The following is a 22,719-nucleotide window of genomic DNA, read 5'->3' on the forward strand; positions in this document are numbered from 1 at the left end:
CCCCCAGGAAGCCGACGGCGGCGGCGCCGGCGACACAGCCGCCGAGCGGGCCGAGGCCGAACAGGGTGGCCAGCGCACCGGTGGCGACGACACCGAGGGCGGCGCCGGCGATGCAGCCGATGACCGCGCCGCCGATACCACCGGCCAGCGTGCCGATGGTGGCACCGGTGGAGATGGTGTCCTTCAGGCGGTTGAACGCGGCGACCTCACGGTCGTAAGGGGTCTTGAAGGGGGCCGAGTCCTCGAAGGGGAGGGCGACCGGCTTGTAGACCGCGTGCGCCACGTCGTACTGGGGGGTCAGGGTGGCGGTGTTGCCGGAGATGTCGGCGGCGATCGGGAACTCGAAGTCGTCGACCCGGAAGTTCAGCGGGGTGCCGGCGAGCACGGCGCCGTTGGCGGCCTTGATCTTGAGCATGCCGTCTTCGTTGACGATCGAGCCACCGTCGGTCTTGATGACGGCTTTGTCGTTGTCGACGACGCTGGCCTTGTAGTAGACGCTTTCGGGCGCTGCGGGGGCGGCGGGATCGGCGTTCGCGGTACCGGCCGCGACGCCGACGGCGGCGACCAGCATGGCGGCGGTCGCGGCGAATTTCCTCATCATCATTTTCTGCGGAACCTCGATACAGAGTGGTTCAGGGACGAAGGAATCACAGACCAGGCCAGCTAACGGGCAGTGAACACCGAAATATTGTTCATTCAAACCTCGTTCATCTCGCGCCCCTTGTTGTCGGACAGCGGCTGAAATCAGCAGGGTGTGGCCCCCTTCGGGGCGAGGCGGCGAACAAGAAAGGCGGGGATGCGCTTTTGGATGTGGGCAGGATCACATGCTTTGGCCCTCAACCTCTTTGAATATTTCACCGATTTGCCCGACGTCGTGTTGCCGGATTCGAATTCGGTGCGCGAGCCGCGTTGATTGTCGGTGTCGGCTTCCCGTCTCCTGATGGCGATGAGTGCCGGCCGATTCGGAACCGGTTGTCACATGGCGACGAGATCCGCGCGGGGCCGGGCGCGGCACCGGGCGGTAGTTCCGAAAGTTCCGTCGGTCTGTCCGGATACTTGCGCAGCCGCGAACCAGGCGGTGAACTTCAGCGAAATTATTCTGTAACAGATCGTGATCATGCATCCTCACGGGCGATCGTGAGCACATAGATCCAATGTGGATCGATTTTGACAATCCGACGTGCGCGGGTCAGTCTCTAGGTACTTCTGTAGCAGAACTATGGTCGAAGGAAGCGATGGTTGTCGAGTCGCCGCGTCCGCGGGTGATCAGGGAGCATCGGTGGGCCGGATGGATGGCGGTGTCGGCGGTCTGTCTCGGTGCGTTCATGGGACAACTGGATGCCAGCATCGTCACTCTCACGTTCCCGGCGCTGCAGTCGGAGTTCGGAACTCCGCTGGCGAGTGTGCAATGGGTGTCGCTCGCCTACCTGGTGACCCTCGTGGGTTTGGTGGTCGCGGCTGGAAGAGTGTCCGACGCTGCCGGACGCAAGTTCGTCTACCTTCAGGGTTTCGTGATCTTCACCCTCGCCTCCGGCCTGTGCGCGCTGGCGCCGAACCTGTGGTGGCTCACAGGTTTTCGGGTTCTGCAGGCGGTGGGGGCGGCGATGCTGCAAGCCAACAGCGTGGCGCTGGTGGCAACGAGTGTCGCGGCACGTCGGATCCGCACTGCGCTGGGAGTGCAGGCCGGTGCGCAGGCGCTGGGTCTGGCGCTCGGACCGCTGGTCGGGGGAGTGGTCGTGGCCTCGCTGGGCTGGCGGTGGGTGTACGCGATCAATGTGCCGGTGGGGTGTCTGGCGGTTGTCGCGGGGCGATACCTGTTGCCGCGCACGCGTACTCGCGCGCGGTTGACCGGATTCGATGTGCCGGGTCTGCTGCTGCTCATCGGCGGCGCCGCCGGAGTTCTGACCGCCGCATCGGCGGTTTCCGGATTCGGGGTGCCGGCGTGGACGTCGGTGTTCCCGGCGGCATTCGCGATCGCCTGCGCCGTGGGCCTGTGGTGGTGGGAGAGAAGGACCGAGCATCCGCTGATCGATCCGGCGCAGTTCGCACATCCGCCGCTGCGACGCGGCCTTCTCGGAGCATGGGCGGCGTATCTGGTGCTGTTCGGCCCGCTGGCATTGTTTCCGCAGATCGCATCGGCCGGCGCGGTCGGCACCGGGTTGCTCCTCACGGCGCTGCCGGCCGGATTCGCCGTGGCCGCGGTCGGGGGTGCGCGGGTGCTGCCGAACCGATGGCGCGCCGAGGGCAGGGAACGCGTCGGCGCGACGATCATGGTGATCGCCACCGCGGCGATCGCGATCGAGCCGACGGCGCCGTGGTGGGCGGCGATCTGGCTGGCGGTGCTCGGCATCGGTCTGGGCATGTTCATTCCCGGAAACAACGCCGTCATCATGACCGCGGTCCCCGAGCACCGCTCCGGCACGGCGGGCGGATCGGTGAACATGGCTCGCGGTCTGGGAACGGCGGGCGGGGTGGCGGTGGTGACACTCTCTCTCCATCTGTGCGACGCCGCGCATCTGCCGGCCGACGGCGCGCGGGTGGCCGTGGCCGTACTGTCGATCGTGGCCGCCGCGGCTCTGGCCACCACATGTCAACGGCGCGCCGAACCAGTGCAGCGAAAGGCAGCAGCCCGATGAAGGGACCGTCCGCCGACATCGGCGACCTCGGCGAAGTGGCTCTGGCCGATGTCATCGCCAGGCTCCGACGCGCCATGCGGCGAGCAGCGCGCACCGCCGAACCTGCGGCGACCCTGTCGGTCGCGCAGTTGGAACTGCTGTCGTGCGTGGGCGACCACCCAGGGGTGCGGCCCGGTCAGGTGGCTCGCCTCCTGCAATTGGCCCCGAATACGGTGACGACCTTGGCGAACGCACTGACTCAGCGCGGCATGATGGCCCGGGCGGGCGGCGACGACCGGCGCGCGGTGACCCTGACTCTGACGGCCGCGGGCCGGCAAGCGGTCCAGGAGTGGCAGGCGACCAACACGGCCATCCTGCGTGCGGCATTGTCGTCGTTGCACCCCGGGTGGCAGCATCTTCTCACCGCGGCCACGCCGGCGCTCGCCGAGCTGACCAGCGCCGTCGATGCGCTCACCGAGCCCCCGCGGGACGACCGTTCGGCCTCGTCCTAGTCGAAAGGCTCCGCGCCCCACCGCAAGACGAGTGTGCCCGTGGTCCCGGCCGGGACCACGGGCACACTCGTCTTGCGGAAGACGGTCAGGAGATGGCGTTGATCGCCGTGCCGAGTTTGGTCTTGAACGAATCCGGGATCGGAATGTAACCGCTTGTGTCCAAACCGGTCTGGCCGTTGTCGGTGGCCGAGGTGAGGAAGGCCTTGACCGCGGTGGCGGTGCTCGCGTCGGAGTACTTCGAGCACACCACCTCGTAGGTGGCCAGCATGATCGGGTAGGCGCCCGGGTCGGTCGGGTTGTAGAAGGAGCTGGTGTCGAGCACCAGATCGTTGCCCTGACCCTTGACCTTGACGCCGGCGACCGCCTTCTGTGCCGAGTCGACGCTCAGATCGACCGGCTTGCCGCCCGCGGCGTCGGTGACGATGCTCGCCATGTGCAGGTTCTGCGCCTTGGCGAACGACCACTCGTTGTAGGTGATCGAGCCGGGAGTACGACCGATCGCCGCCGACGTGCCCTCGTTGCCCTTGGCCCCCTCGCCGACGCCACCGGCGAAGCTCTTACCCGCGCCCTTGCCCCAAGCGCCCTTCGACGCCGCGTCGAGGTAGTGCTGGAAGTTGTCGCTGGTGCCCGACTCGTCGCTGCGGAATACGACGTGAACGGGCAGATCCGGGAGTGTGCTCGCGGTGTTGAGCGCCGCGATCGCCGGGTCGTTCCACTTGGTGATCTGACCGTTGAAGATCTTGGCCGCCGTCGGCCCATCGAGGGCGAGGTGGTCGACGCCGGGCACGTTGAAGGTGATCGCGATGGGGCCGTACACGGTCGGCAGGTTCCACGCGGGCGAACCACACCGGGCCTGCGCCTTGTCGTACTCGCCCTTGGCCGCGTCGAGCGGGGAGTCCGAGCCGGCGAAATCGGTCTGGCCGCCGAAGAAGTCGTTGAGACCGGCACCGGATCCACTGGAGGTGTAGTCGAGGTTGTGGTCCGGGCAGTTCGTCTGATAGGCCGTGACGAAACGGTCCATCGCGTTCTTCTGGGCAGACGAGCCGCTGGCCTTCAGCGCCTTCTTGCCGCCGCAGTCGACGCTGACCTTGCTGATCGCCGCGCCGCCGGGCGCCGCGGAATTGTCGTCGCTGCCGCACGCGCTCAGCGCGAGGACGCCCGCCGCGGCGACGACGCCGAGGAGCGCGCTGCTCTTCTTCACGTTCACTGATCCTCCGGACCTGCTCGGCCGCAACCGGTTGTCCCCGGTGCGGCATATCTCTGCCGTTCCTGCGGAACGTGCACGCCGGGCGGCAGCCGGGCCACCCTTGCCAGAAACTAGGGCAGCCGGATGCACACCGGCTCAGCGGCGGGCAAACGCTCGGTGAACTCGCGCTTACGTGCGGTCACGGTGGTCGAGCCGAAATCCTGGCGCGGCGACAGCGAGGTGCACGACGGCACGTGGCTCTCGGCACCGCGAGGTAGTCTCACCCGAAACGATGAGGGGGCGGTGGTGTGAGAGATCCGCAGGCAAACCCGGAGTCGTTTGGGCCGCATGGTGCGACGGCCATCGCCGCAGCCATCACAGCGCTGATAGTCGGCCTGCTCGCCGGCATCGCCGGAATCCTGTGGGTTCTCTACACGATCGCCGGAATCGAGGACCAGGCCCGCGAAGCGCCGACCGAGATCAGCCCATCCTCGGACCTGGTCGCCATGGGCATCGTCGCCGCTGTCATCGGACCGGCCTGGGTTGTCGGAGGATTCCTGCTGCTGATGTACATGAGGACGGGCCGAGTCCTGTTGATCCTCGCGTCGGGGGCGGCGCTGGTCGGGAGCGTGGTGCAACTTGTCAACAGAGGCTTCGCCTTCTTGTACATGCCGATCGCGGTGAGCCTGCTGATCCTCATCCTGTGCGCGGTTCCGGCAACCGGTCGCTGGATCGTGTCCGAACAACCGGAGCCGAATCGCGATGTGGGGAATGACGTGTGATCGGTCGAACGGGCGGGGTCAGCCTGGACGAAGCGACTTCTGTTCGCGCTCGCCGCGCAGCCAGTGGGTCAATGCCTCATAGACTGCCTCGTGATTGAGTAGCGTGAAATGATTCGCGCCGGGTAGGTGCAGGCCGTTGTCGTCGTCGAAACCTATCCGGCGGGCGCGATTCCGGCCCGAACCGCTCGTGGTCAGCACCAGACCGTCCCCGATCAAGTGGCCCAGGGGATTTCGCGGGCTGCGAGTTATGGTCGCGGTGACGAAGTAGTGATCGGCGCCCTCGAGGAGTGGGATCTCGCGGATCGCTTTGCGGCGCAACGCATCCGCGTCCACACCGTCCCAGTCCTGATCGACGAGTGAACCATCGCGCAGATCGCGGATGCCCGCACTGCGGCGGCGTAGGAGCCGTCCGAAGGGGCGGGTCTCCGGGACGCGGACCAGTGCTGCGGAGAGGTAATGGACGATTTGCTCGAGCGGTGCTCCCAGATGAGGTGACCCGAGGCAGACCAGCTGGCGCACGTGCCGTACCCAGGAACGTCGCTGCTCGGCGGCGTCGAAACACGCGCTGCGGGCGATGAGCCCGCCCATCGAATGGCCGACCAGCGACAACTGTTCGATCTCGACCGGCCAGTGCTCGGCGAGGCGCTGTAACAGGTCGTTCAGTTGCTGGGCGTTCTCGGAAATGTGCAGACCGCTGTTGTATCGCACCTGAAGGGATGTGCAGCCGAGATCGGCCTCGAGTCGTTCGGCGTAGGTCGGTCTGCCGCCGAGACGCCACGCGTGTTCGGTTTCCGCGAGACCGTGCAGGAAGATCACGACTCGACTGCTCGGGTTCGTGATGTGCTCCACGAGCCGTTCCGGCTCCACCGGGTCGCCGTCGGAACGAAATGCCATGGGCGCGGCCAGAATCGGCCGCTGCTGGGCGAGAGTGTCGCCGATCAACCCCTGCAGGGCCGCGAGCAAGCCGGAGCCGAAAACCGTGCGCGACGGGGTGGGCACCTCGGAGAACGTCGCGGCATGTCCGGCGAGCGTGCCCGCCGCCACCGCGGAACCGCTGACGATCCGGTACACGTTGTCGGCGATGGTGTCGTGTACCACCTGCGCCGGACGTGCGGCCGGGCCGACCCCCAACCGCACGGCAGCGAAAACGTGATCGGAGATGGCACGATGTACCGCGGCGATCCCATCGACGGCACCGCCTAGTTCATCGCCGGCCAATCGGGCGAGCGCCTCGATCTCCTCCTGCCGATCGCTCACCCATTCAGTGTATGACTGTCCACTGAAATTGGTCAGCTGCCGTGATTGCTACCGCCCCGCGTGCACGGCCGGACGGCGGTCCGCCCACGGCATGGCGCGCTCGAGATCCCCGGCCAGCGCCAGCAGCGTGGCCTCGTCGCCGTGGCGGCCGGCGAACTGGATGCCGATCGGCAACCCCGCCGCGGATTCGGCCAGCGGCAGCGAGATGGCGGGCATACCGGTGACGTTGAACAGCGCGGTGAAGCTGCCGTAGTCGAAGATGCGGTCGTACCACTCGCGGGCGCTCAGCGAGGCGTCGTCGGCGTCGAGGTGACCCAGCGGGATCGGCGGCGCGCTGGTCGTGGGCGTCAGCAGCGCGTCGTAGCGGGTGAGGAAGCCCGCGACCGCGCGGGTGGTCTGGTTGAACACCCGGTCGGCGGCGTAGATGTCGAAGGCGGACAGCGTCTTTCCGTATTCGACGCACGCCAGCGTGGTCGCCTCCAGGTGCTCCCGGCTCGCCTGCACGCCCAGCTGCGCCGAGGCACCCAGGACGGCGTCGGCGAGGAAACTGCACCACGCGTCGAGGTTGGCCTTGTCGAAGGCCGCCACATCGAGTTCCGGCGCGGCCTCCTCGACGATGTGCCCCATCTCGGCCAATCGCTCGGCTACGTGCTTTACCGCGGCCACGCATTCCGGGTCGACGGCGCGACCACCGTCCATCGGGGTCGCGGTGACGGCGATTCGCAGTGGGCGCGAACCGGCGGCGGCGTGCTCGGCGTAGCTGCGCACCGGGCCGGGCAGCAGATAGCGATCGCCGGGCTCGGCGCCGTGCACCGCGTCGAGCAGCCGCGCGCTGTCGCGCACGGTGCGGGTGACGGCGAATTCGATGCCGAGCCCCAGCAGCGGGTCGGCGAAGTCCGGGCCGGGTGTGGTCCGCCCTCGGCTCGGCTTGAGGCCGACCACACCGCACGCGGCGGCGGGGATGCGGATCGAACCGCCGCCGTCGTTGGCGTGCGCCATCGGCAGCGCGCCGCCGGCGACCAGCGCCGCCGAGGCGCCGCTGGAACCGCCGGGGCTGCGGTCGGTGGCCCAGGGGTTGCGGCTCGGTCCGCCGTAGGCGAGGGCTTCGGTGGTGGCATTGAACCCGAACTCCGGGCTACGGGTGATCGCGCCGATCGCCAAGCCCGCGCGGCGGTACCGCGCCACCAGATGGGTGTCCTCCGGGTGGGCGACACCCGCACCGAACAGCCTGCTGCCGCTGCGGCTCGGCACCCCGCCCGCGTGTGCGATGAGGTCCTTGAGCGCGAACGGCACACCGGCGAACGGACCGGACTCGTCGTAGTCGAGCGGTTTGTCGAAGCGCTCACCCGCCACGGCGGCCAGTTCGGGCTCGACCGCGTCCAGGGCGGTCGCGGCGGCCGTCCAGACCTCGGCCGCGCTGACCTGACCGTCGCGGATCAGCTCCGCCAGGCCGGTGGCGTCGTGTGCGGCGTATTCGGCGACATCCATGCGATTTTCTCCTCGTGCTTCGCGGGCAGGATGGGCGAAGGGTAGGAGCGAACATCACTGCGCGTATCGGCAGAATTGCGGAGGCGCAATCGCGGACAAGTCGCTAGCCGCGCACCTACCATGACCGCATGAGCGAGTCGGCGGTGCGTGCGCGTCTCGCCGCCGCGCTCGAACTCCGGGACGCGGCGGCCGGATCACCCGAGGGCGAACCTCTCAAACAGCAGGCGGGCCGTCTGCTGTTCGCGCTGCGCCGAGTGGTGCCCTACGACCATGCCGCGCTGTCGATCCCGGACCCGGTGACCGGCGAGCACACCACCTACACCAACTTCGGCTACAGCACCCCGACGCTGGACCTGATCAACGACGCCATGCCGGCGATGGAGCTGTACGACGAACTGCGCGAGACCAGGCTCCCGGTACTGCTGCACGACGTGGACGGGCGGCGACGGCGCGGCGTCGTCTTCGACGTCATCCGGCGCAACGGCTTTCGCGACGGGCTCAGCCACTGCCTGTACTCCCCGCACGGCCGCTACCTCGGCTTGCTGAACCTGAGTACCTACACCCCGCTCGACGAGCACACCCTGCCGCTGACCACCCTGGTCTCCGATGCGCTCGCCGCCGCGGTCGATCCGCTGCGCCCGACGAACGGCGGCGCCATCGCGATCGGCGCGGGCGAGGAGGCCCTGCTCATCGATCGCGACGGCACCCCACGCCCGTTGACCGCAGGCGCCCGCACGGACCTGGCCGCCGCCCTGATCGGTCATGACCGGCCTGCGGCGGTGACGGTGATCCACGGCGCGCAAGTGCACGAGGTCCGCCTGGACGCGGTCCACGGTGGCACCCTCGTCCGGCACCGCCCCGTGCCGCCGCCGGCGGGACTGACGCTGCGGGAACTCGAAGTGCTGGAACTGCTTTCGTACGGTGCGGCCAACACCGAGATAGCCCGCACCCTGCGGATCGGCACATCGACGGTCGCCACCCACGTGGAGGCGATCCTGCGCCGCACGGGATCGTCCAACCGGACCGCCGCGGCCGTCTACGCGACACGCCTCGGGCTGTGCCGTTCCGCGTGACCATCAACAGGCAATTTGCCTCCGGCCTGTTCCATGACCCCCACTTCGAACCTGCTCGCTTGCAGGAAGGTGGTAGTCGTGCGAACCTGTTCATCCGTGGGGATCGGACAGCGGATTCGCTGGCAGACACCGGAAGCAGAGCCGGAATCGAACAAGTCTGCGCCGGAGACGGACGCGCCTGTGACATGGCAGGACGTGATCGTCGCCCTGGACCGCCTCGCGCCTGAAATCGCGGCGACCTGCCGCGCGCGGCAGGTCCCGTCCCTCGAGCGATCATTGCTGACCGGACGAGGGTGGCTCCTCGACTTCTATCCCGGTGCGCGCCTGCAGTTGCGGATCGATTGGACCGGCGGCTGGGCATTCATGCACCGCCCCGTCCCTCAACCCGGCGCGTACCGGGCCCTTCCCGGGCATGGAGCGAAGAGGATCTCCAAGAACGATGCTCGTCTCCATTGGGAGAGCCGAGTCGCCAGAGATCCCGCCGCCCGTTCGGATTTCACAGAAGCCGCTCTTCGGGAAAGCTTCCGGAACCAGATCGCGCGCCTGTCGCCGGCGCGAACCCACTGAGTAGCTCGCCGGCGAGCCATTTCATCGCAGTTCTTCGAAGGTTCGCGCGAACGCCAGTGTCCCGTGCCCATCGGCGACCTGGCGGTCGATCAGATTCTTGACCGGCGCGACCATGTCGAGGGCGACGCCGGCATCGCGGCTGGCGCGCACGATCGCGTCCAGCGCTGCCTTCTGGAAGGCCAGATGTTGCCGATCGGTGGTGTAATCCCCGGATTCGATGATCCGTCCGTACTCGGGCAGCGATTGCGACATGGCACTGGCCCATGCGGCGGCGCGATCGGAGAACGCCGCGACCGACTGCCCGGCCGAGGCGACCATGGCCGCACCATGCAGGAATCCGGTGAACATCGTGTACATCCCGGCCAGCAGGGCGAAGTCGTACAGCGAGGCGAGACCGGCGTCCGCGCCGAAATACTCCGCGGTGCCGAGCAATTCGAGAGCTTCGCGATGCGCGTCGAATACCGCGCGGGATCCGCTGTAGAGAACCGACGAGCCCGGCCCGCCGATCATCTGCGGGACCGCCATGATGCCGCCGTCGAGATGGTCGATGCCGTGAGCGGCGGCCCAGCGGCCCAGCTCCCGGGCCTCTTCGGGTGCGGTACTGGTGAGATTGATCAGCTGCCGCCCCCGTAGCTGTCCGGCAACCGGGTCCAGCGTGGCATGGACGGAGGCGTGGTCGAGCAGCACGGTCACGATGACATCGCTCGCCCGCACCGCGTCGATGATCGAGGATGCGCGGGTGGCGCCGGAGGCGATCAGGTCGGCATCCTTGCCCGCGGTCCGGTTCCACACCGTTGTCGGGTGGCCGCCTCGCACGAACGCCGCGGCCAGTGCGCGGCCCATCGCGCCGAGCCCGAGAACCGTCACTGTCGTCTGTTCCGCCATTGCGGATCAACTCCTTGGAAACTGGGAAACGTTCTGGTCAGCGCGCTGGAATCAACCCTGCGGCAAGGCCGTTCATTCGACAAGTACCTACTATTCGGTCGGGTACTTACCGGCAGGTGTGTGAACAGGTAGCGAGGGTGCCGATGGGCGCGAAGAGATCCGGACCATACTTCTGCGGCATCGACGCCGCCATGGACGTGCTCGGCGGCAAGTGGAAACCGCTCATACTCTGGGAGCTGGAAGCGCACGGCGTCCGCCGATTCGGGGAACTCCGCCGGGGGCTGCCCGGTGTCTCGGAGAAGATGCTCATCCAGCATCTGCGCGAACTCGAGGAAGACGACATCATCGCCCGCAACGTCTTCCCGGAGGTTCCGCCGCGCGTGGAATACGAACTCACCGAACTGGGTTCGGCGCTGAACGCCGCCCTGGAACCGCTCGGAGCGTGGGGGCGTGCTCGTATCGACCGTATCGGCGCATCGCGAATCCACGGCTGAACGGGCCCTGGTCAGCGACGAGCCGCCGCGCAACGCTGCCGCCGTGGCGGCGACCGGACCGTGGGTGGCGTCGATCCCGCTACTGCGCGTCGTGGTTCTCGGCGGGGGATAGGGGTCGGGCGTACATGTGGCCGTCGCGGACGCCGAACTCGATGCGGCAAGGGAAGATCGGGACTTCGTCGCCGGCGCGGTGGTGGTGGGTGACGAGCATCGTCATCGCCCAGTCGCGCAGCGGTACAGGCAGTGCGATCGTGGTGCCGTCGCGTAGTCGCAGGTGGGGTTCGCCGCGGCCGAGGGGGTCGGCGATGGTGATGCTGACGATGTCGAGGATCAGGCCGGTGTCGGTCGCGGAGGCGACCACGGGTGGGTCGAGCGCGAGAGCCATATCGGCAACTTAGTCGCGACACCTGTCCGCGATCACGGTGTGCGGCTCGTGTCGGCGCCGGGTTTTTCCTGGTAGGTCTGCTGAATCCACGACATGGAAAGCGCCCAGGAAACTAGTTTCGAAGAAACTAGTAAGACTAGTTGCAAAGACACTAGTCTCTGTGACACTATTCGAGATATGAACGCTTCGCTCGCCACCGAATTGACCCCCGGTGCCGTCCGCTCCGAGGACGGCACCCGTATCGGCTATCTGCGCGTCGGACGCGGACCGGCGCTGGTCCTGCTGCACGGCAGCAACCAGTCCGGGCGCAGCCTGACCGGCCTCGCCCTGGCCCTGGCCGACGAATTCACCGTCTACCTGCCCGACCGTCGTGGCCGCGGCGCCTCGGGGCCGCATCGGCTCGACCACGGAATTCGCACGGAGGTCGCCGATCTCGCCGCCGTCGTGCAGGAATCCGGCGCCGACATGGTCTTCGGCATCAGCTCCAGTGGCCTGATCGTCCTGGAGGCGGCCCGCACTCTGCCGCAGATCCGCAAGATCGCCCTCTATGAGCCCGCCCTGCTACGCGCCGACGAGACCCGCTACACCGACTGGCTGCCCCGCTTCGACCGGGAAATGGCCGCCGGTAAGGTCGGCGCGGCCCTGATCACCTGCATGTACGGCTTCGATCTGGCCCCCGCGGCGATGCGTGTCATGCCCCGCGGACTGCTCGCCGCCCTCACCGACAAGGCCATGTCCGCCGAGGACAAGAAATCCGGCCCCGGCGACGTGACCATGCGCGCGCTCGCCCCCACTCTGCGCTGGGATTGCGTCATTCTGGGCCAAATGGCAGGCAGCCTAACCACTTTCGCGAACATCGACCAGGACGTGCTGTTGATGTCCGGTACGAAGAAGGGCCCGCGCTTCCTCATGCCCGCCCTCGACGACCTCGCCGCCACCCTCCCGCACAACCGGCGCGTGACGCTGCCCGGCCTGGACCACGGCTCACCCGCCGACCCCAGCCAGACCAACGGCGGCGGCAACCCCACCGCCGTCGCCCCCTCTCTCCGCGAGTTCTTCGCCCAACCATGACAACCGGCCCCCACGCCCTCGAAAGCGCAACGGACCGAGAACCTTTCGGCTCGCAGAGCGCTACTTCATTCGGAGATCGGGGGAGTGTGGGATTGCCGGTTCCGTCTCACTTCGGTGGTGAGGGCGCGTCGTTCCGGTTTCGGCCGGTCGGTGCGCTCAGTAGGGCGAACACCGCGTCGAGCTGGTCGCGGGCTCGGTCGATTTCGGCTGCGCGGCCGGCGATGTGGTGCAGCAGTGTGCGCTGAAAGATCCCGTCGATGGTGACGTAGACGGTGGCGGGCGTCAGCGCCGGTTCCGTGCCGGAAAGTTCGCAGTAGCGTGAGACGACCCGCCAGATCATCTCCTCCCGGCGGGCCTCGATGTCGAGGACGTCGGCGCGGAACGAGTCGTCGAACAGGCTCTGGTTGCGCAGGTCGTACCAGAGCCGGTGTATCGCCGCGTCGGCCTGGAGGGTCCCGAAGAAGGTCGCGGCGAACTCGGTACGCAGCTGCTCGGCACTCTCGGCCGCCGCGCAGACCTCGTCGTAGCGGGTGACGCAGACGGCCTCGTATTGGCGTACGGCGTGGGCGATCAGGTCGAGTTTGTCGGTGAAGTAGTAGTGGAGTACGCCGTGCGAGTACTCGGAGTTCTGTGCAATCTCGCGCAGGCTCGTGCGCGCGTAACCGAGTTCGGCCAGCGTGTGCAGAGTGGCCCTGGCCAGCTCGTTGCGCCGCGCCTGGAACTTGTCGCGGGCGCGTTCTTCCACGCGGGCTTTGGGGTCGGCGACCTGCGTCACGTTGAGTCCTGTCCGGGTCACGTCATATCTGTCCTGTGAGTGTAGCGGTGCCCGTGCGGCGTCCTTTTGACGAGTGTCCAAGGAAGTCTTGACGTCTGTCAAGAAAAGTCTTGACGAGTGTCAAGATTTCTGTTTACTGTGGCCTGCGACACATCGACTGATGACTGTCTCCCACATCACGCTCGCAAGTTCGCGACGCTTGCGGATCTCGACGAAGAGGTATCGATATGACGAGCTACAACCTGGCCGGACGCACCGCACTGGTGACCGGCGGGGCACAGGGCCTGGGGGCCGGCATGGCTCGAGCGCTCGCGGCGGCGGGCGCCTCGGTGGCGATCGGCGACATCGACGTCGAGGGCGGCCGGCAAGCCGTCGAGGCGCTGCGGAAGGCAGGGGCGAAAGCCGAATTCATCGCGTTCGACGTCACCGACGACGCCGCGTGGGAGGCCGCGACCACCACCACGGTGCAGGCGCTGGGCGGACTGGACATCGTCGTGAACAACGCGGGCGTCGAGGTCACGAACCTGCTGGTCGATCTCGACCCCGTAGCGACATCGAAGATGATGGAGATCAACCTGCTGGGCACCGCGCTCGGTATCAAGCACGCCTTTCGCGCCATGCGCCCCGGCGGTGTGGCGGGCAACGGGGGAGCGGTGGTCAACATCGCGTCGGTGGCGGCGACGATCGCGTTCCCGGGCATCAGCATGTACTCGGCGACCAAATCCGGCATCGACCGCCTCACCAGGGTCGCCGCGGCCGAATCCGGCAAACTCGGCTACGGGGTGCGGGTCAACTGCATCTACCCGGCGCTGACCCCGACCGCCATGGGCAACAAACTCGCCGTCGACTGCGCCGAACTCGGGCTCTTCCCCTCTCCCGAGGCCGCCGCGCAAGCCGTCGCCGAGCTGACGCCGCTCGGCCGCCTCGGCCAGGTCGACGATATGGCCGACGCCGTCGTATTCCTCGTCTCGGACGCGGCGAAATTCATCACCGGAGCGGGCCTCCCCGTCGACGGAGGCATGGGGATGTAGCCCGGATCTTCGACCGTCGCAACAGCTTTCACCGACACCCCCCACCTTCAGAGGAGTCCAGCCATGCCCACCGACAAGCGCGTCGTCGTCTACGGTGCCTCCGGTTACACCGGTCGTCTTATCTGTGAGTATTTGCGCGAGTACAACATTCCGTTCCTCGCCGCCGGTCGCGACCACGGTCGCGTCAAGGCCGCCGTCGAGGCCGTGCCGGGCATCGACACCGTCGACCACGAGATCGTCGAGGTCGAGCACACCACCGCTGCACTGGCCGAGGCATTCCGAGGCGCGGATGTCGTGCTCAACACCGTCGGTCCCTTCGCTCGCTACGGCCACGAAGCAGTGCAAGCCTGCCTGGAGATCGGCGCCCACTACACCGACACCAACGGTGAGCAGAACTGGATGATCGACGCGCAAGACCGGTACAGCGCCGACTTCGCCTCGCGCGGACTGCTTCTCACGCCCGGCTTGGCGCAGATGTACTCGATCGGTGAGATCGCCGCGAACATCTGCCTGGAGAATCCCGGCCTCGACACCCTCGACATCCAGGTGTTCTGGAAGGGCCATCCCACCGTGGCCTCGACCAACACCATCCTCACCAACGCGGCCTTCGCCAAGGCGTACTACCTGGAACAGAACGAGTACGTCGAATGGCCTCCCGAGGAGGGGCTCTACACCGTCAGCGTGCCGGGACAGCACGAACTCGGCCTGGCGCTGCCCTGGGGCGGCACCTCACACCCGGTGTGGTTCAAGAACGATCCACGCGTCGCCAACGCCCGCGCGCTGGGTGGGGTGTTCAATCGTCCACTGATGCAGGGTGTTCCGGTGTTGGTGGCCGCGGCGTTGCAGCAGATGGAAGGTAAGTCGGAGGAGGAGAAGTACCGGATCATCGACGAGCAGTCGGCAGCGATTCGCAGCGAGATGCCGCCGCGGGAGAACCCCCGGATCAACACCTCTTTGGACTCGGTGTACGCCTCCGGTCCGCTCGGGCGCGCACACTGCGTGATCCACGGCAACTGCAACTACAAGCAGACGGCCCTGCTCAACGCGCACGCCGCCGCCGAACTGCTGCAGGGCCCACCGCGGCGCGTCGGATTCGCTTCCAGCTGCCAGGCTTTCGGGCACCGGGAACTGCTCGGGACGCTACGCGCGTTCGGGCTCGTGCTCGATCCCATCGTCAGCGTGCACCGCTGAGGTCCACGATGCGTCTCGCAGATTATCTCGACAAAGGTGCGTCGCTCGGTCGTGGGGAACCCTGCCTCACGACCGGCGGCGTGACCGCCAGCTACGGCGAGGTCCAGGATCGATCCGTCCGCATCGCGGGTGCGCTGCAGCACACCGGGATCGAGGCGGGCGACCGGGTGGCGGTGCTGTCGGCCAACGACCCCCTCGCACTCACCTGCGTATTCGGCATATCGCGGGCGGGCGCGGTGTGGTGCCCGGTCAATCCCCGCAACGAGGCCGACGAGAACCGCCAGCTGTTCGACCTGTTCGGATGCCGGCTGCTGTTCTTCCAGGAGAAGTTCGCCGGGCTCGTCGACCGGATCCGCGGCCACCTGCCCCGCCTGGAATGGCTCGTCTGTCTCGACGGCGAATTCGAGTGGGCGATGCGCTACGACGACTGGCTCGCCGAGCATCTCGCGCAACCCGACGAGACGCGCCGGCCGGAGGGCGGCCTGTGCATGCTGGCCGGCACCGGTGGCACCACGGGGCGGCCGAAGGGTGTGCGGCTCACCGAGGACAACATGATGACCTCGACGGCGCTGACGTTGATGAGCTACCCGTTCGGCGACCGGCCGCGCTACCTCGCGCTCGCGCCGTTGACGCATTCCGCCGGCGTGCTGACCTTTCCGATCCTGAGCCTCGGCGGCGAAGTCGTGATCATGCCGGCGCCCGACATCGGCGAATTCCTCGCGTCGATCGAGCGGCATCGCATTACCCACGCCTTCCTCCCGCCGACCGTTGTCTACGGCGTCCTCGACCATCCCGACCTCGACAGCCGCGACCTCGGATCACTGCGCTGCCTGTGGTACGGCGCGGCTCCCATGTCGCCGACCCGGCTCGAAGAGGCCCTGCATCGGATCGGACCCGTTCTCGGTCAGCTGTTCGGGCAGACCGAGGCCCCGAACATGATCGCCACGCTGGCACCGGCCGACCACTTCCGCCCGGACGGATCGGTGGCGACCGAGCGTCTCACGTCGGCGGGCCGGCCGACGCCGTTGACCACCGTCGCCATCATGGACGCGGTGGGCACACTGCTTCCGCGCGGAGAGCGCGGCGAGATCGTCGTCCGCGGACCGCTGGTGATGGACGGCTATCACGAAAACCCCACGGCGACAGCGGAGGTCAGCGCCTTCGGATGGCATCACACGGGTGATATCGGTTATCTGGACGACGACGGCTTCCTGTTCGTGGTCGACCGTGCGAAGGACATGATCATCACCGGCGGGTTCAACGTCTATTCGGCGGAAGTGGAGCAGGCCCTGTCGGCACATCCCGCGGTCAAGGATTCGGCGGTGGTCGGCCTCCCCGATGCCAAGTGGGGCGAACGCGTCACCGCCGCAATCGAACTCCGCGCCGGCCACGACACCGCAGGCGACGACATCATCGCCTTCGTCAAGCAACGGATCGGAAGTGTGAAGGCGCCCAAGGACATCGAGATCTGGAATGAGCTGCCTCGCTCGAAGGTGGGCAAGATCCTCAAGAACGAGGTCCGGGCGAAGATGTTGGACATGCGGACGACGTGAGCCCCGACGAGTGCCGGATCCAAAACATCATGTGGCCGGAGTCGTTGGGGGAGGCCTTATCGCGCCGTTCGGTCCGGTCGAGGTGGAATCCGAGCCTACGGGCGACGGCGGCGCTGCGAGTGTTGGCTGCGTCGCAGTGGATTTCGACCCGATCGATGCCGGGAAGGCTCGACTCGGCGCGGCGGCGTGACCCCGGGCGCCAAGGCCGCCGAACGTTCAGCACTCATCGCACGATGGTGGCCACGGATTCCGTGGCGTGCAAGCCGATATTTTGGAGCGTCGAGGTCGGCTGGTACCGGCTGTGGGAATCGTTGCCGGGTGTGGTCTCGGGCTCATAGTCTGCTATCTGCGGAGGGAGATTTTCACGAAAACAACTCCGACGGTTCTATTGCCTCGTGTGGAGACCCCGTGGTGCACAGTGGAGGCGCTACCGTCTTGCGGTACCGCTGGGGCAGGCGAGGGAAGGTGGATCGGATGGGCGGGGTGCGGGATCTGCTGTATGCGGCGAAACGCCGGATGTATCGGGGTGACCGGCCGGGGAGATTGGCCCGGGTATTGAATCGGGCCTCGGAGTGGATGTATTCGGCGGGCGTGTTGTCCCCTGGCTACGCCATGACTTTGGAAGTGTCCGGTCGGCGTACCGGGCGTCCGGTGCGGCTTCCGATCGCGGTCGCGGAGTACGAGGGGCAGCGGTACCTGGTGTCGATGCTGGGCGCGGAGGCGGGGTGGGTGCGCAATGTTCGTGCGGCGCACGGTCGTGCGTTCCTGCTCCGGCGCGGTCGTGAGGAGGTGCGGCTCACCGAGGTGGAGGTGGGGGAGCGGGCGCCGATTCTGCGCCGTTACCTTGCTGTGGCGCCCGGTGCGCGTCCGCACTTTCCGATCGATCGCACCGCCCCGCTCGGTGAGTTCGAGCAGATCGCGGACCGGTATCCGGTCTTCCGAATCGAACCCGCACGCTAGCTTCGGTTGGGTGCGAAGTTCTCCCGGCCCCTCGGCATCCGGCGCGACTTCCTCGTCGACCGCGACGCCGCTGTGGCCGATCCGTCCGTGAGCTTGCTGTCGGGATTTTCGACTGCAGGTACATCGCGCACATGAATCGACGGGTTCGGCCTGGCCACCGTCTGGCGTAGTGTCGAAACCACGGTTACGCCGAGTGAGAGACGGTTGATGCGGCCGATTCGCATATGTGCGGTGCTGCTGGGCGCGGCCGTTCTGATGAGCGGCTGCTCGAGTTCGGCAACGCCGGGGCCTCCGCACCCCGGTGAGCTGCCGCTGCGCCGGGTCGCGCAGGTGTCCTTGACCGGCGGACCGGTGCGTTTCGACTACACCGCCCTCGATGCCGCGCGCGGGTTGCTGTTCGTGGCCCATATGGGCGCCGGGGAGGTGGTCGAGGTCGATGTGCGCGCCCATCGGGTTGTACGCACCCTTGCCGATATGCCCGACGTGCACGGGGTGCTCGTGGTCGGAGACACTCATCGCGTGTACGCCACCGCGACCGGCCGCAATCAACTCGTCGCGATCGACGAGGACACCGGTGCGGTGATGTTCACCGCACCGACCGGCGATTACCCCGATGGGCTGGCCTACGACCCGGTTCGCCGTGCGGTGTGGACGACCGACGAGCACGCCGGTACCGAGACCGTCGTCGACGCCGAAACCGGTGCGGTGCGCGCGACCGCCGCAGTGGATGGTGAGGCCGGCAACGTCGTCTACGACCCGGTCACCGACCGGATGGTGGTCGCAGTGCACGGCCGTAACAATCTGGCGCTGATCGATCCCGCGAAAGCCACTGTCATCCAACGCATTCCGATTCCCGGCTGTGATGATCCGCACGGGCAAGCCCTCGACGCGACAGACCGGGTGATGTTCGTCGGCTGCGAAGCAGGGGCGGCCATGGTCACCGTGGACCTGGTCACCGGCACCGTCACCGGCCGCGACCCGGTGGGCGAGACCCCCGACGTACTGGTCTACGACCTGGGCACGCACCGGGTGTACGTCGCGGCCGAAAGCGGCTGGGTCAGTGTGTTCGACCGTCGCGACGGCCGCACCGTCGCGGTCGGCGCCGCGCATGTGGCCGATGGCGCCCACTCGCTCGCGGTGGACCCCGCTACCGACCACTGCTATATACCGATCCCGAAAGGCCCCGACGGCACGCCGGTGCTGTGGGAATTCGAGCCCACCGGCTGAACCTGTGGAACCCATGTCTGCCATCTCCCTCGACCGCGTCACCGCCGGCCACGACACCACCACGGTGCTCGTCGACGCCGACGCGGAATTCGCCCGTGGCGCCTGCTCGGCGGTCGTCGGGCCCAGCGGCGCCGGGAAGACGACACTGCTGCGGCTGCTCAACCGGCTCGCCGAACCCACCAGTGGCACCATCCGGCTCGACGGCACGCCGATCACCAGCCTCGACGTGCTCGACCTCCGTCGTCGCGTCGGGCTCGTCGGACAACAGCCCGTCCTGCTCACCGATACCGTCTCCGAGGAGATCCGGTATGCCCGAGCGGATTTGGCTACGCAGCGTCTCGAGCAGTTGCTGGCCCTGCTGGGGTTGGGGCCGGAGTTCGCCACCCGTCGATGCGCACAGCTGTCCGGCGGTCAAGCCCAGCGAGTCTGCCTGGCCCGCGCACTCGCCGTCGAACCCGAAGTGCTGCTGCTGGACGAGCCGACCTCCGCTCTCGACAAGAACTCCGCCACCGCGGTCGCCGAACTCATCCGTACCCACACCCGCGACGGCGGCACCGTCGTGCTGGTCAGCCACGACACCGACTTCGTCGACGGCGTCGCCGACACGATCTGGTCGCTTCACCAGGGGCGGCTGACCCGTAGTTCCCGCCCCCTCGAACCACGGAACACGAAGTGACAGCGGGCCTTTCGGTGCCCGGTTGGGGCGGGGTGGCGACATCGCTGGCACTGGTGGCGGTAGCCGCCGCCATCGCCTACCGCCAGCAGCTGCACCTGACCCGCGAACTGCTCGTCGCCGCCGCTCGTGCCGGTATCCAGTTGGTCGCGGTCGGCGCGCTCTTGCTGATTCTGTTCCGGCACACCGGGTTGCCCGGCGCTCTCGGCTGGGTCCTGGTCATGATCGTCATCGCGGGGCAAGTCGCCGCACGGCGCGGCGCGGGTCTGCCGCACGCGGCCCGCGCGGCCACCATCGGCGTGGCCACCGGATCGGGCATCACTCTCGGCGCGCTGCTCGCACTCGGGATCATCTCCACCCAAGCCCGCGTCGTGGTCCCGGTCGGCGGCATGATCGTCTCCGCCGCCATGCAGGCCACCGGCATCGCCCTGCGCCGCCTGCGCGAAGACGCCCAGCATGCCCGCCCGGCCATCGAAGCCCGGCTGTGCCTGGGCCTTTCGGCCCGAGAGGCGTTCGCGCCACATCGTCGCTCGGCCCTGCGCACCGCGCTGATCCCCGCGATCGACTCCACCAAAGTCGTCGGCCTGATCAGCCTGCCCGGCGCCATGACCGGGCTCATCCTCGCCGGCGTCGACCCGCTCACCGCGATCCGCTACCAGATCGTCGTCATGTACATGCTGCTCGCCGCCACCGCCTTGGGCGCCCTCACCACTGCCCGCGTAGCCGAACAGGCCTTGTTCGACGACACCCAGCGGCTTGTACGGCTACCCGACCGCTGACCCCCTTCGGTGAACCGCGCCTCCCGCCCGACGATCCCCGGACTCCGCCTCTCTCTCCTGGTGGTGCGTACCGCACAGCTGTCAGGCGGTTGCTCGATCCCAACTACCGCAGCTGACATCGCGGCAAGGCTTTTGCTCCGCAATGCGCAGGCAGTTTCCAGCCGAAGACCCGGGCCGTACGCATGGACGGTCGAAATTGGGCCGTAGGTCCCTGGCAGCGAGCGTAGTGGGCGACGACAGTGGAGACAGCGTCTCCTACATGTGAGGAAGTGACGAGAAGTGAGTATCGCTCGACGTATCGCTTTGCTGTTCCGGGTCAAGACGAACAAGCTGCTCGATCGCACCGAGGACCCTCGTGAGGTGCTCGACTACTCGTATCAGCGGCAGTTGGAGATGCTCGCGCAGGTGCGGCGCGGCCTGGCGGATGTCGCTACCAGCCGTAAACGCATCGAGCTGCAGCAAAACCAGCTCCAGCAGGCCGCCGACCGCCTGCAGAGCCAGGCCCGGCAGGCGGTCGGGCAAGGTCGCGACGACCTGGCTCGGGAGGCGCTGACTCGGCGCGCGGCAACCCTTGCCCAGATCGAGCAGCTACGGCCGCAGTATGACGACCTGGCCGCGCAGGAGGCGAAGCTCACCACCGCCTCGCAACGGTTACAGGCGAAGGTGGAGGCGTTCCGTACGCGCAAGGAGACGATCAAGGCCACCTATACCGCGGCCGAGGCGCAGACCAAGATCAGCGAGGCTGTCACCGGCATCTCGGAGGAGATGGGCGATGTCGGGCTGGCGATCCAGCGGGCCGAGGACAAGACAGCGCAGATGAGTTCGCGCTCGCAAGCGCTGGACGAGCTGATCGCCTCCGGTGCCTTGGAAGATGCCACCGCTCCGGTCGGCCGGCGTGACGATATTCAGGCCGCCCTCGACGCCGGTCGGGGCAGTGATGTCGATGCCGAACTGGCGCAACTGAAAAGCTCACTCACGCCGGCGATCGAGGCGAACGCGCAGGAAAGGCCGCAATCATGATCGTTCGTATTCTCGGCGAAGGCCAATACACCCTCGACGACGCCCGCCTCAGCGACCTCAATGAACTCGACGACGAGCTGCTGCAGGCCGCCGACGCGGGCGACGACACCGGGTTCTCGCTCGTCCTGGGCCGCATGTTGGCCACTGTCCGGGATCTTGCTACCCCGGTAGCCGACGATGCGCTGGTCGCCTCGGATCTGGTGCTTCCCAGTGCGGACATGCCGCTGTCCGAGGTTCACGCGATGCTGCGCGACGACGGACTGATTCCGGGATAACTGCCATGCGTACCCGTTTCCGGCCGGACCATCGGCTCACGGCCCGCATGGGATTGACCATGTTCTTGCTCGGCTTGATCTATGTCGCGTTCATCGCGGCGCTGGTGGTGCTGATCAAATCGGTCGTGGTGGTCGTGGTGATCGTAGGCGGGCTGCTGTTCGCGCAGTTCTGGTTTTCCGACCGGATCGCTCTGTACGCGATGCGGGCGCGTGTCGTCACCGCGGAGGAGGCGCCGCAGCTGCACGGCATCATCGACCGGCTCTGCGCCACCGCGAACATGCCCAAACCGCAGGTCGCTATCGCGGACCTCGGTATGCCCAACGCGTTCGCCACCGGTCGCAGCCCTCGCCGCGCTGTCATCGCCGTCACTACCGGCCTGCTGCAGCGGCTTGATGCCGATGAGCTCGATGGTGTGCTGTCGCATGAGCTTTCGCACATCGCGCACCGGGATGTGGTGGTGATGACCACCGCGTCGTTCATGGGCGTGCTTGCGGGTCTGATCGCACGATTCACTCTGTACTCGGCAATGTTCGGCGGAGGCGGCCGGGACCGCCGCGACGGCGACAACCTGTTCCTCGTCGTTCTAGCCGTGATGGCGGTCTCCGCGGCCGTCTACGCGATCAGCTTCCTGCTGATCCGAGCGCTGTCACGGTATCGCGAGCTGGCCGCCGACCGAGCCGGGGCGATCCTCACCGGCCGCCCGTCGGAGCTTGCCTCGGCGCTGACCAAGATCAGCGGGGACATCGGTCGCATTCCCAGTCGTGACCTGCGCACCGAGCAGCCGTTCAATGCGTTCTTCTTCGCCCCCGCGCTGGGCGCCGGCGCCACCTGGTCGACGCTACTGTCCACCCATCCGAGCCTCCAGCAGCGACTGGACCAGCTCGGCGCACTGGCTACCGAACTCGGGCAGGAGAGCTGA

The 22,719-nt window shown here is 67.5% G+C and carries 25 protein-coding genes; 18 read left to right on the forward strand and 7 right to left on the reverse strand.

The annotated features are described in order from the left end of the window. The coding region (locus NN2_RS13005) for a DUF8020 domain-containing protein (protein WP_063010803.1) at positions 1-604 on the reverse strand (604 nt) is incomplete at its 3' end. 631 nt (positions 605-1,235) lie between these two features. Here NN2_RS13005 and NN2_RS13010 point away from each other — a divergent pair. Together NN2_RS13010 and NN2_RS13015 are read left to right on the forward strand one after the other, a co-directional pair. Continuing rightward, positions 1,236-2,636 (forward strand): MFS transporter, encoded by a 1,401-nt coding sequence (locus NN2_RS13010; protein WP_063013430.1) that lies wholly within the window; start codon positions 1,236-1,238, stop codon positions 2,634-2,636. Continuing rightward, on the forward strand, positions 2,633-3,127 hold the full coding sequence (locus NN2_RS13015; RefSeq protein ID WP_063013432.1) for a MarR family winged helix-turn-helix transcriptional regulator: 495 nt from the start codon (positions 2,633-2,635) through the stop codon (positions 3,125-3,127). Before NN2_RS13010 ends, NN2_RS13015 begins: the two co-directional genes overlap by 4 nt. Positions 3,128-3,212: 85 nt before the next feature. Here NN2_RS13015 and pstS read toward each other — a convergent pair whose 3' ends face one another. Then, a complete protein-coding gene (gene pstS / locus NN2_RS13020) occupies positions 3,213-4,334 on the reverse strand; it encodes a phosphate ABC transporter substrate-binding protein PstS (protein ID WP_030518087.1) in 1,122 nt (373 codons plus the stop codon). A 123-nt stretch (positions 4,335-4,457) separates the two neighbouring features. Between pstS and NN2_RS37120 the strand changes: the two genes are divergently transcribed. After that, complete coding sequence (locus NN2_RS37120; protein WP_156511322.1) at positions 4,458-4,625, forward strand: hypothetical protein; 168 nt, start codon at positions 4,458-4,460, stop codon at positions 4,623-4,625. Continuing rightward, positions 4,622-5,095, forward strand: coding sequence for a hypothetical protein (locus tag NN2_RS13025; protein WP_063013434.1), 474 nt, complete (start codon positions 4,622-4,624; stop codon positions 5,093-5,095). Before NN2_RS37120 ends, NN2_RS13025 begins: the two co-directional genes overlap by 4 nt. Positions 5,096-5,113: 18 nt before the next feature. Here NN2_RS13025 and NN2_RS13030 read toward each other — a convergent pair whose 3' ends face one another. Then, positions 5,114-6,352 (reverse strand): esterase/lipase family protein, encoded by a 1,239-nt coding sequence (locus tag NN2_RS13030; protein WP_063013436.1) that lies wholly within the window; start codon positions 6,350-6,352, stop codon positions 5,114-5,116. A 48-nt stretch (positions 6,353-6,400) separates the two neighbouring features. Continuing rightward, positions 6,401-7,840 carry an amidase gene (locus tag NN2_RS13035; protein ID WP_063013438.1) on the reverse strand — a complete coding sequence of 480 codons (1,440 nt, stop codon included), beginning with the start codon at positions 7,838-7,840 and terminating at the stop codon, positions 6,401-6,403. A 128-nt stretch (positions 7,841-7,968) separates the two neighbouring features. Between NN2_RS13035 and NN2_RS13040 the strand changes: the two genes are divergently transcribed. Together NN2_RS13040 and NN2_RS13045 are read left to right on the forward strand one after the other, a co-directional pair. Further along, the gene (locus tag NN2_RS13040) at positions 7,969-8,913 is read left to right on the forward strand and encodes a helix-turn-helix transcriptional regulator (RefSeq protein ID WP_063013440.1); all 945 of its coding nucleotides are present in this window, start codon (positions 7,969-7,971) and stop codon (positions 8,911-8,913) included. Between the two features lie 96 nt (positions 8,914-9,009). After that, on the forward strand, positions 9,010-9,480 hold the full coding sequence (locus NN2_RS13045) for a hypothetical protein (protein WP_156511323.1): 471 nt from the start codon (positions 9,010-9,012) through the stop codon (positions 9,478-9,480). Positions 9,481-9,501: 21 nt separating this feature from the next. Here the strand turns inward: NN2_RS13045 and NN2_RS13050 are convergent, their stop codons facing one another. Further along, positions 9,502-10,365, reverse strand: coding sequence for an NAD(P)-dependent oxidoreductase (locus NN2_RS13050; protein ID WP_063013444.1), 864 nt, complete (start codon positions 10,363-10,365; stop codon positions 9,502-9,504). Positions 10,366-10,508: 143 nt separating this feature from the next. On the opposite strand from NN2_RS13050, the gene NN2_RS13055 reads away from it, so the two are divergent. Continuing rightward, positions 10,509-10,859: a winged helix-turn-helix transcriptional regulator gene (locus NN2_RS13055; protein ID WP_063013446.1), complete on the forward strand. Its 351-nt coding sequence runs from the start codon at positions 10,509-10,511 to the stop codon at positions 10,857-10,859. Between the two features lie 79 nt (positions 10,860-10,938). Here NN2_RS13055 and NN2_RS13060 read toward each other — a convergent pair whose 3' ends face one another. Further along, positions 10,939-11,244: a hypothetical protein gene (locus NN2_RS13060; RefSeq protein WP_063013448.1), complete on the reverse strand. Its 306-nt coding sequence runs from the start codon at positions 11,242-11,244 to the stop codon at positions 10,939-10,941. Positions 11,245-11,421: 177 nt separating this feature from the next. On the opposite strand from NN2_RS13060, the gene NN2_RS13065 reads away from it, so the two are divergent. Then, the gene (locus NN2_RS13065) at positions 11,422-12,315 is read left to right on the forward strand and encodes an alpha/beta fold hydrolase (RefSeq protein ID WP_063013450.1); all 894 of its coding nucleotides are present in this window, start codon (positions 11,422-11,424) and stop codon (positions 12,313-12,315) included. A gap of 106 nt (positions 12,316-12,421) precedes the next feature. On the opposite strand, the gene NN2_RS13070 is transcribed toward NN2_RS13065, so the two are convergent. Next, complete coding sequence (locus NN2_RS13070; protein ID WP_063013575.1) at positions 12,422-13,090, reverse strand: TetR/AcrR family transcriptional regulator; 669 nt, start codon at positions 13,088-13,090, stop codon at positions 12,422-12,424. Between the two features lie 227 nt (positions 13,091-13,317). On the opposite strand from NN2_RS13070, the gene NN2_RS13075 reads away from it, so the two are divergent. The 10 genes from NN2_RS13075 to htpX all read left to right on the forward strand — a co-directional run bounded on the left by NN2_RS13075 (position 13,318) and on the right by htpX (position 22,719). After that, positions 13,318-14,121 (forward strand): SDR family NAD(P)-dependent oxidoreductase, encoded by an 804-nt coding sequence (locus tag NN2_RS13075; protein ID WP_030518069.1) that lies wholly within the window; start codon positions 13,318-13,320, stop codon positions 14,119-14,121. 63 nt (positions 14,122-14,184) lie between these two features. Further along, positions 14,185-15,312 carry a DUF5938 domain-containing protein gene (locus tag NN2_RS13080; protein WP_063013452.1) on the forward strand — a complete coding sequence of 376 codons (1,128 nt, stop codon included), beginning with the start codon at positions 14,185-14,187 and terminating at the stop codon, positions 15,310-15,312. An 8-nt stretch (positions 15,313-15,320) separates the two neighbouring features. Further along, positions 15,321-16,865 (forward strand): AMP-binding protein, encoded by a 1,545-nt coding sequence (locus tag NN2_RS13085; protein WP_063013454.1) that lies wholly within the window; start codon positions 15,321-15,323, stop codon positions 16,863-16,865. 474 nt (positions 16,866-17,339) lie between these two features. Then, positions 17,340-17,825: a nitroreductase/quinone reductase family protein gene (locus NN2_RS13090; protein ID WP_063013456.1), complete on the forward strand. Its 486-nt coding sequence runs from the start codon at positions 17,340-17,342 to the stop codon at positions 17,823-17,825. A 207-nt stretch (positions 17,826-18,032) separates the two neighbouring features. Further along, positions 18,033-19,052: a YncE family protein gene (locus NN2_RS13095; protein ID WP_063013458.1), complete on the forward strand. Its 1,020-nt coding sequence runs from the start codon at positions 18,033-18,035 to the stop codon at positions 19,050-19,052. Positions 19,053-19,065: 13 nt separating this feature from the next. After that, the gene (locus NN2_RS13100; protein ID WP_063910741.1) at positions 19,066-19,728 is read left to right on the forward strand and encodes an ABC transporter ATP-binding protein; all 663 of its coding nucleotides are present in this window, start codon (positions 19,066-19,068) and stop codon (positions 19,726-19,728) included. Next, a complete protein-coding gene (locus NN2_RS13105) occupies positions 19,725-20,504 on the forward strand; it encodes an ABC transporter permease (protein ID WP_063013460.1) in 780 nt (259 codons plus the stop codon). Before NN2_RS13100 ends, NN2_RS13105 begins: the two co-directional genes overlap by 4 nt. Positions 20,505-20,783: 279 nt before the next feature. Continuing rightward, entirely contained in the window at positions 20,784-21,524 is a 741-nt protein-coding gene (locus NN2_RS13110) for a PspA/IM30 family protein (RefSeq protein ID WP_063013462.1), read from the forward strand. After that, positions 21,521-21,799, forward strand: a complete 279-nt coding sequence (pspAA, locus tag NN2_RS13115) for a PspA-associated protein PspAA (protein WP_063013464.1) — start codon at positions 21,521-21,523, stop codon at positions 21,797-21,799. The genes NN2_RS13110 and pspAA overlap by 4 nt, the downstream gene beginning before the upstream one ends. A 5-nt stretch (positions 21,800-21,804) precedes the next feature. Further along, positions 21,805-22,719, forward strand: coding sequence for a zinc metalloprotease HtpX (htpX, locus tag NN2_RS13120; RefSeq protein WP_063013466.1), 915 nt, complete (start codon positions 21,805-21,807; stop codon positions 22,717-22,719).

Source organism: Nocardia nova NBRC 15556, assembly GCF_001613005.1.
In the GTDB taxonomy this organism is placed as follows: domain Bacteria; phylum Actinomycetota; class Actinomycetes; order Mycobacteriales; family Mycobacteriaceae; genus Nocardia; species Nocardia nova.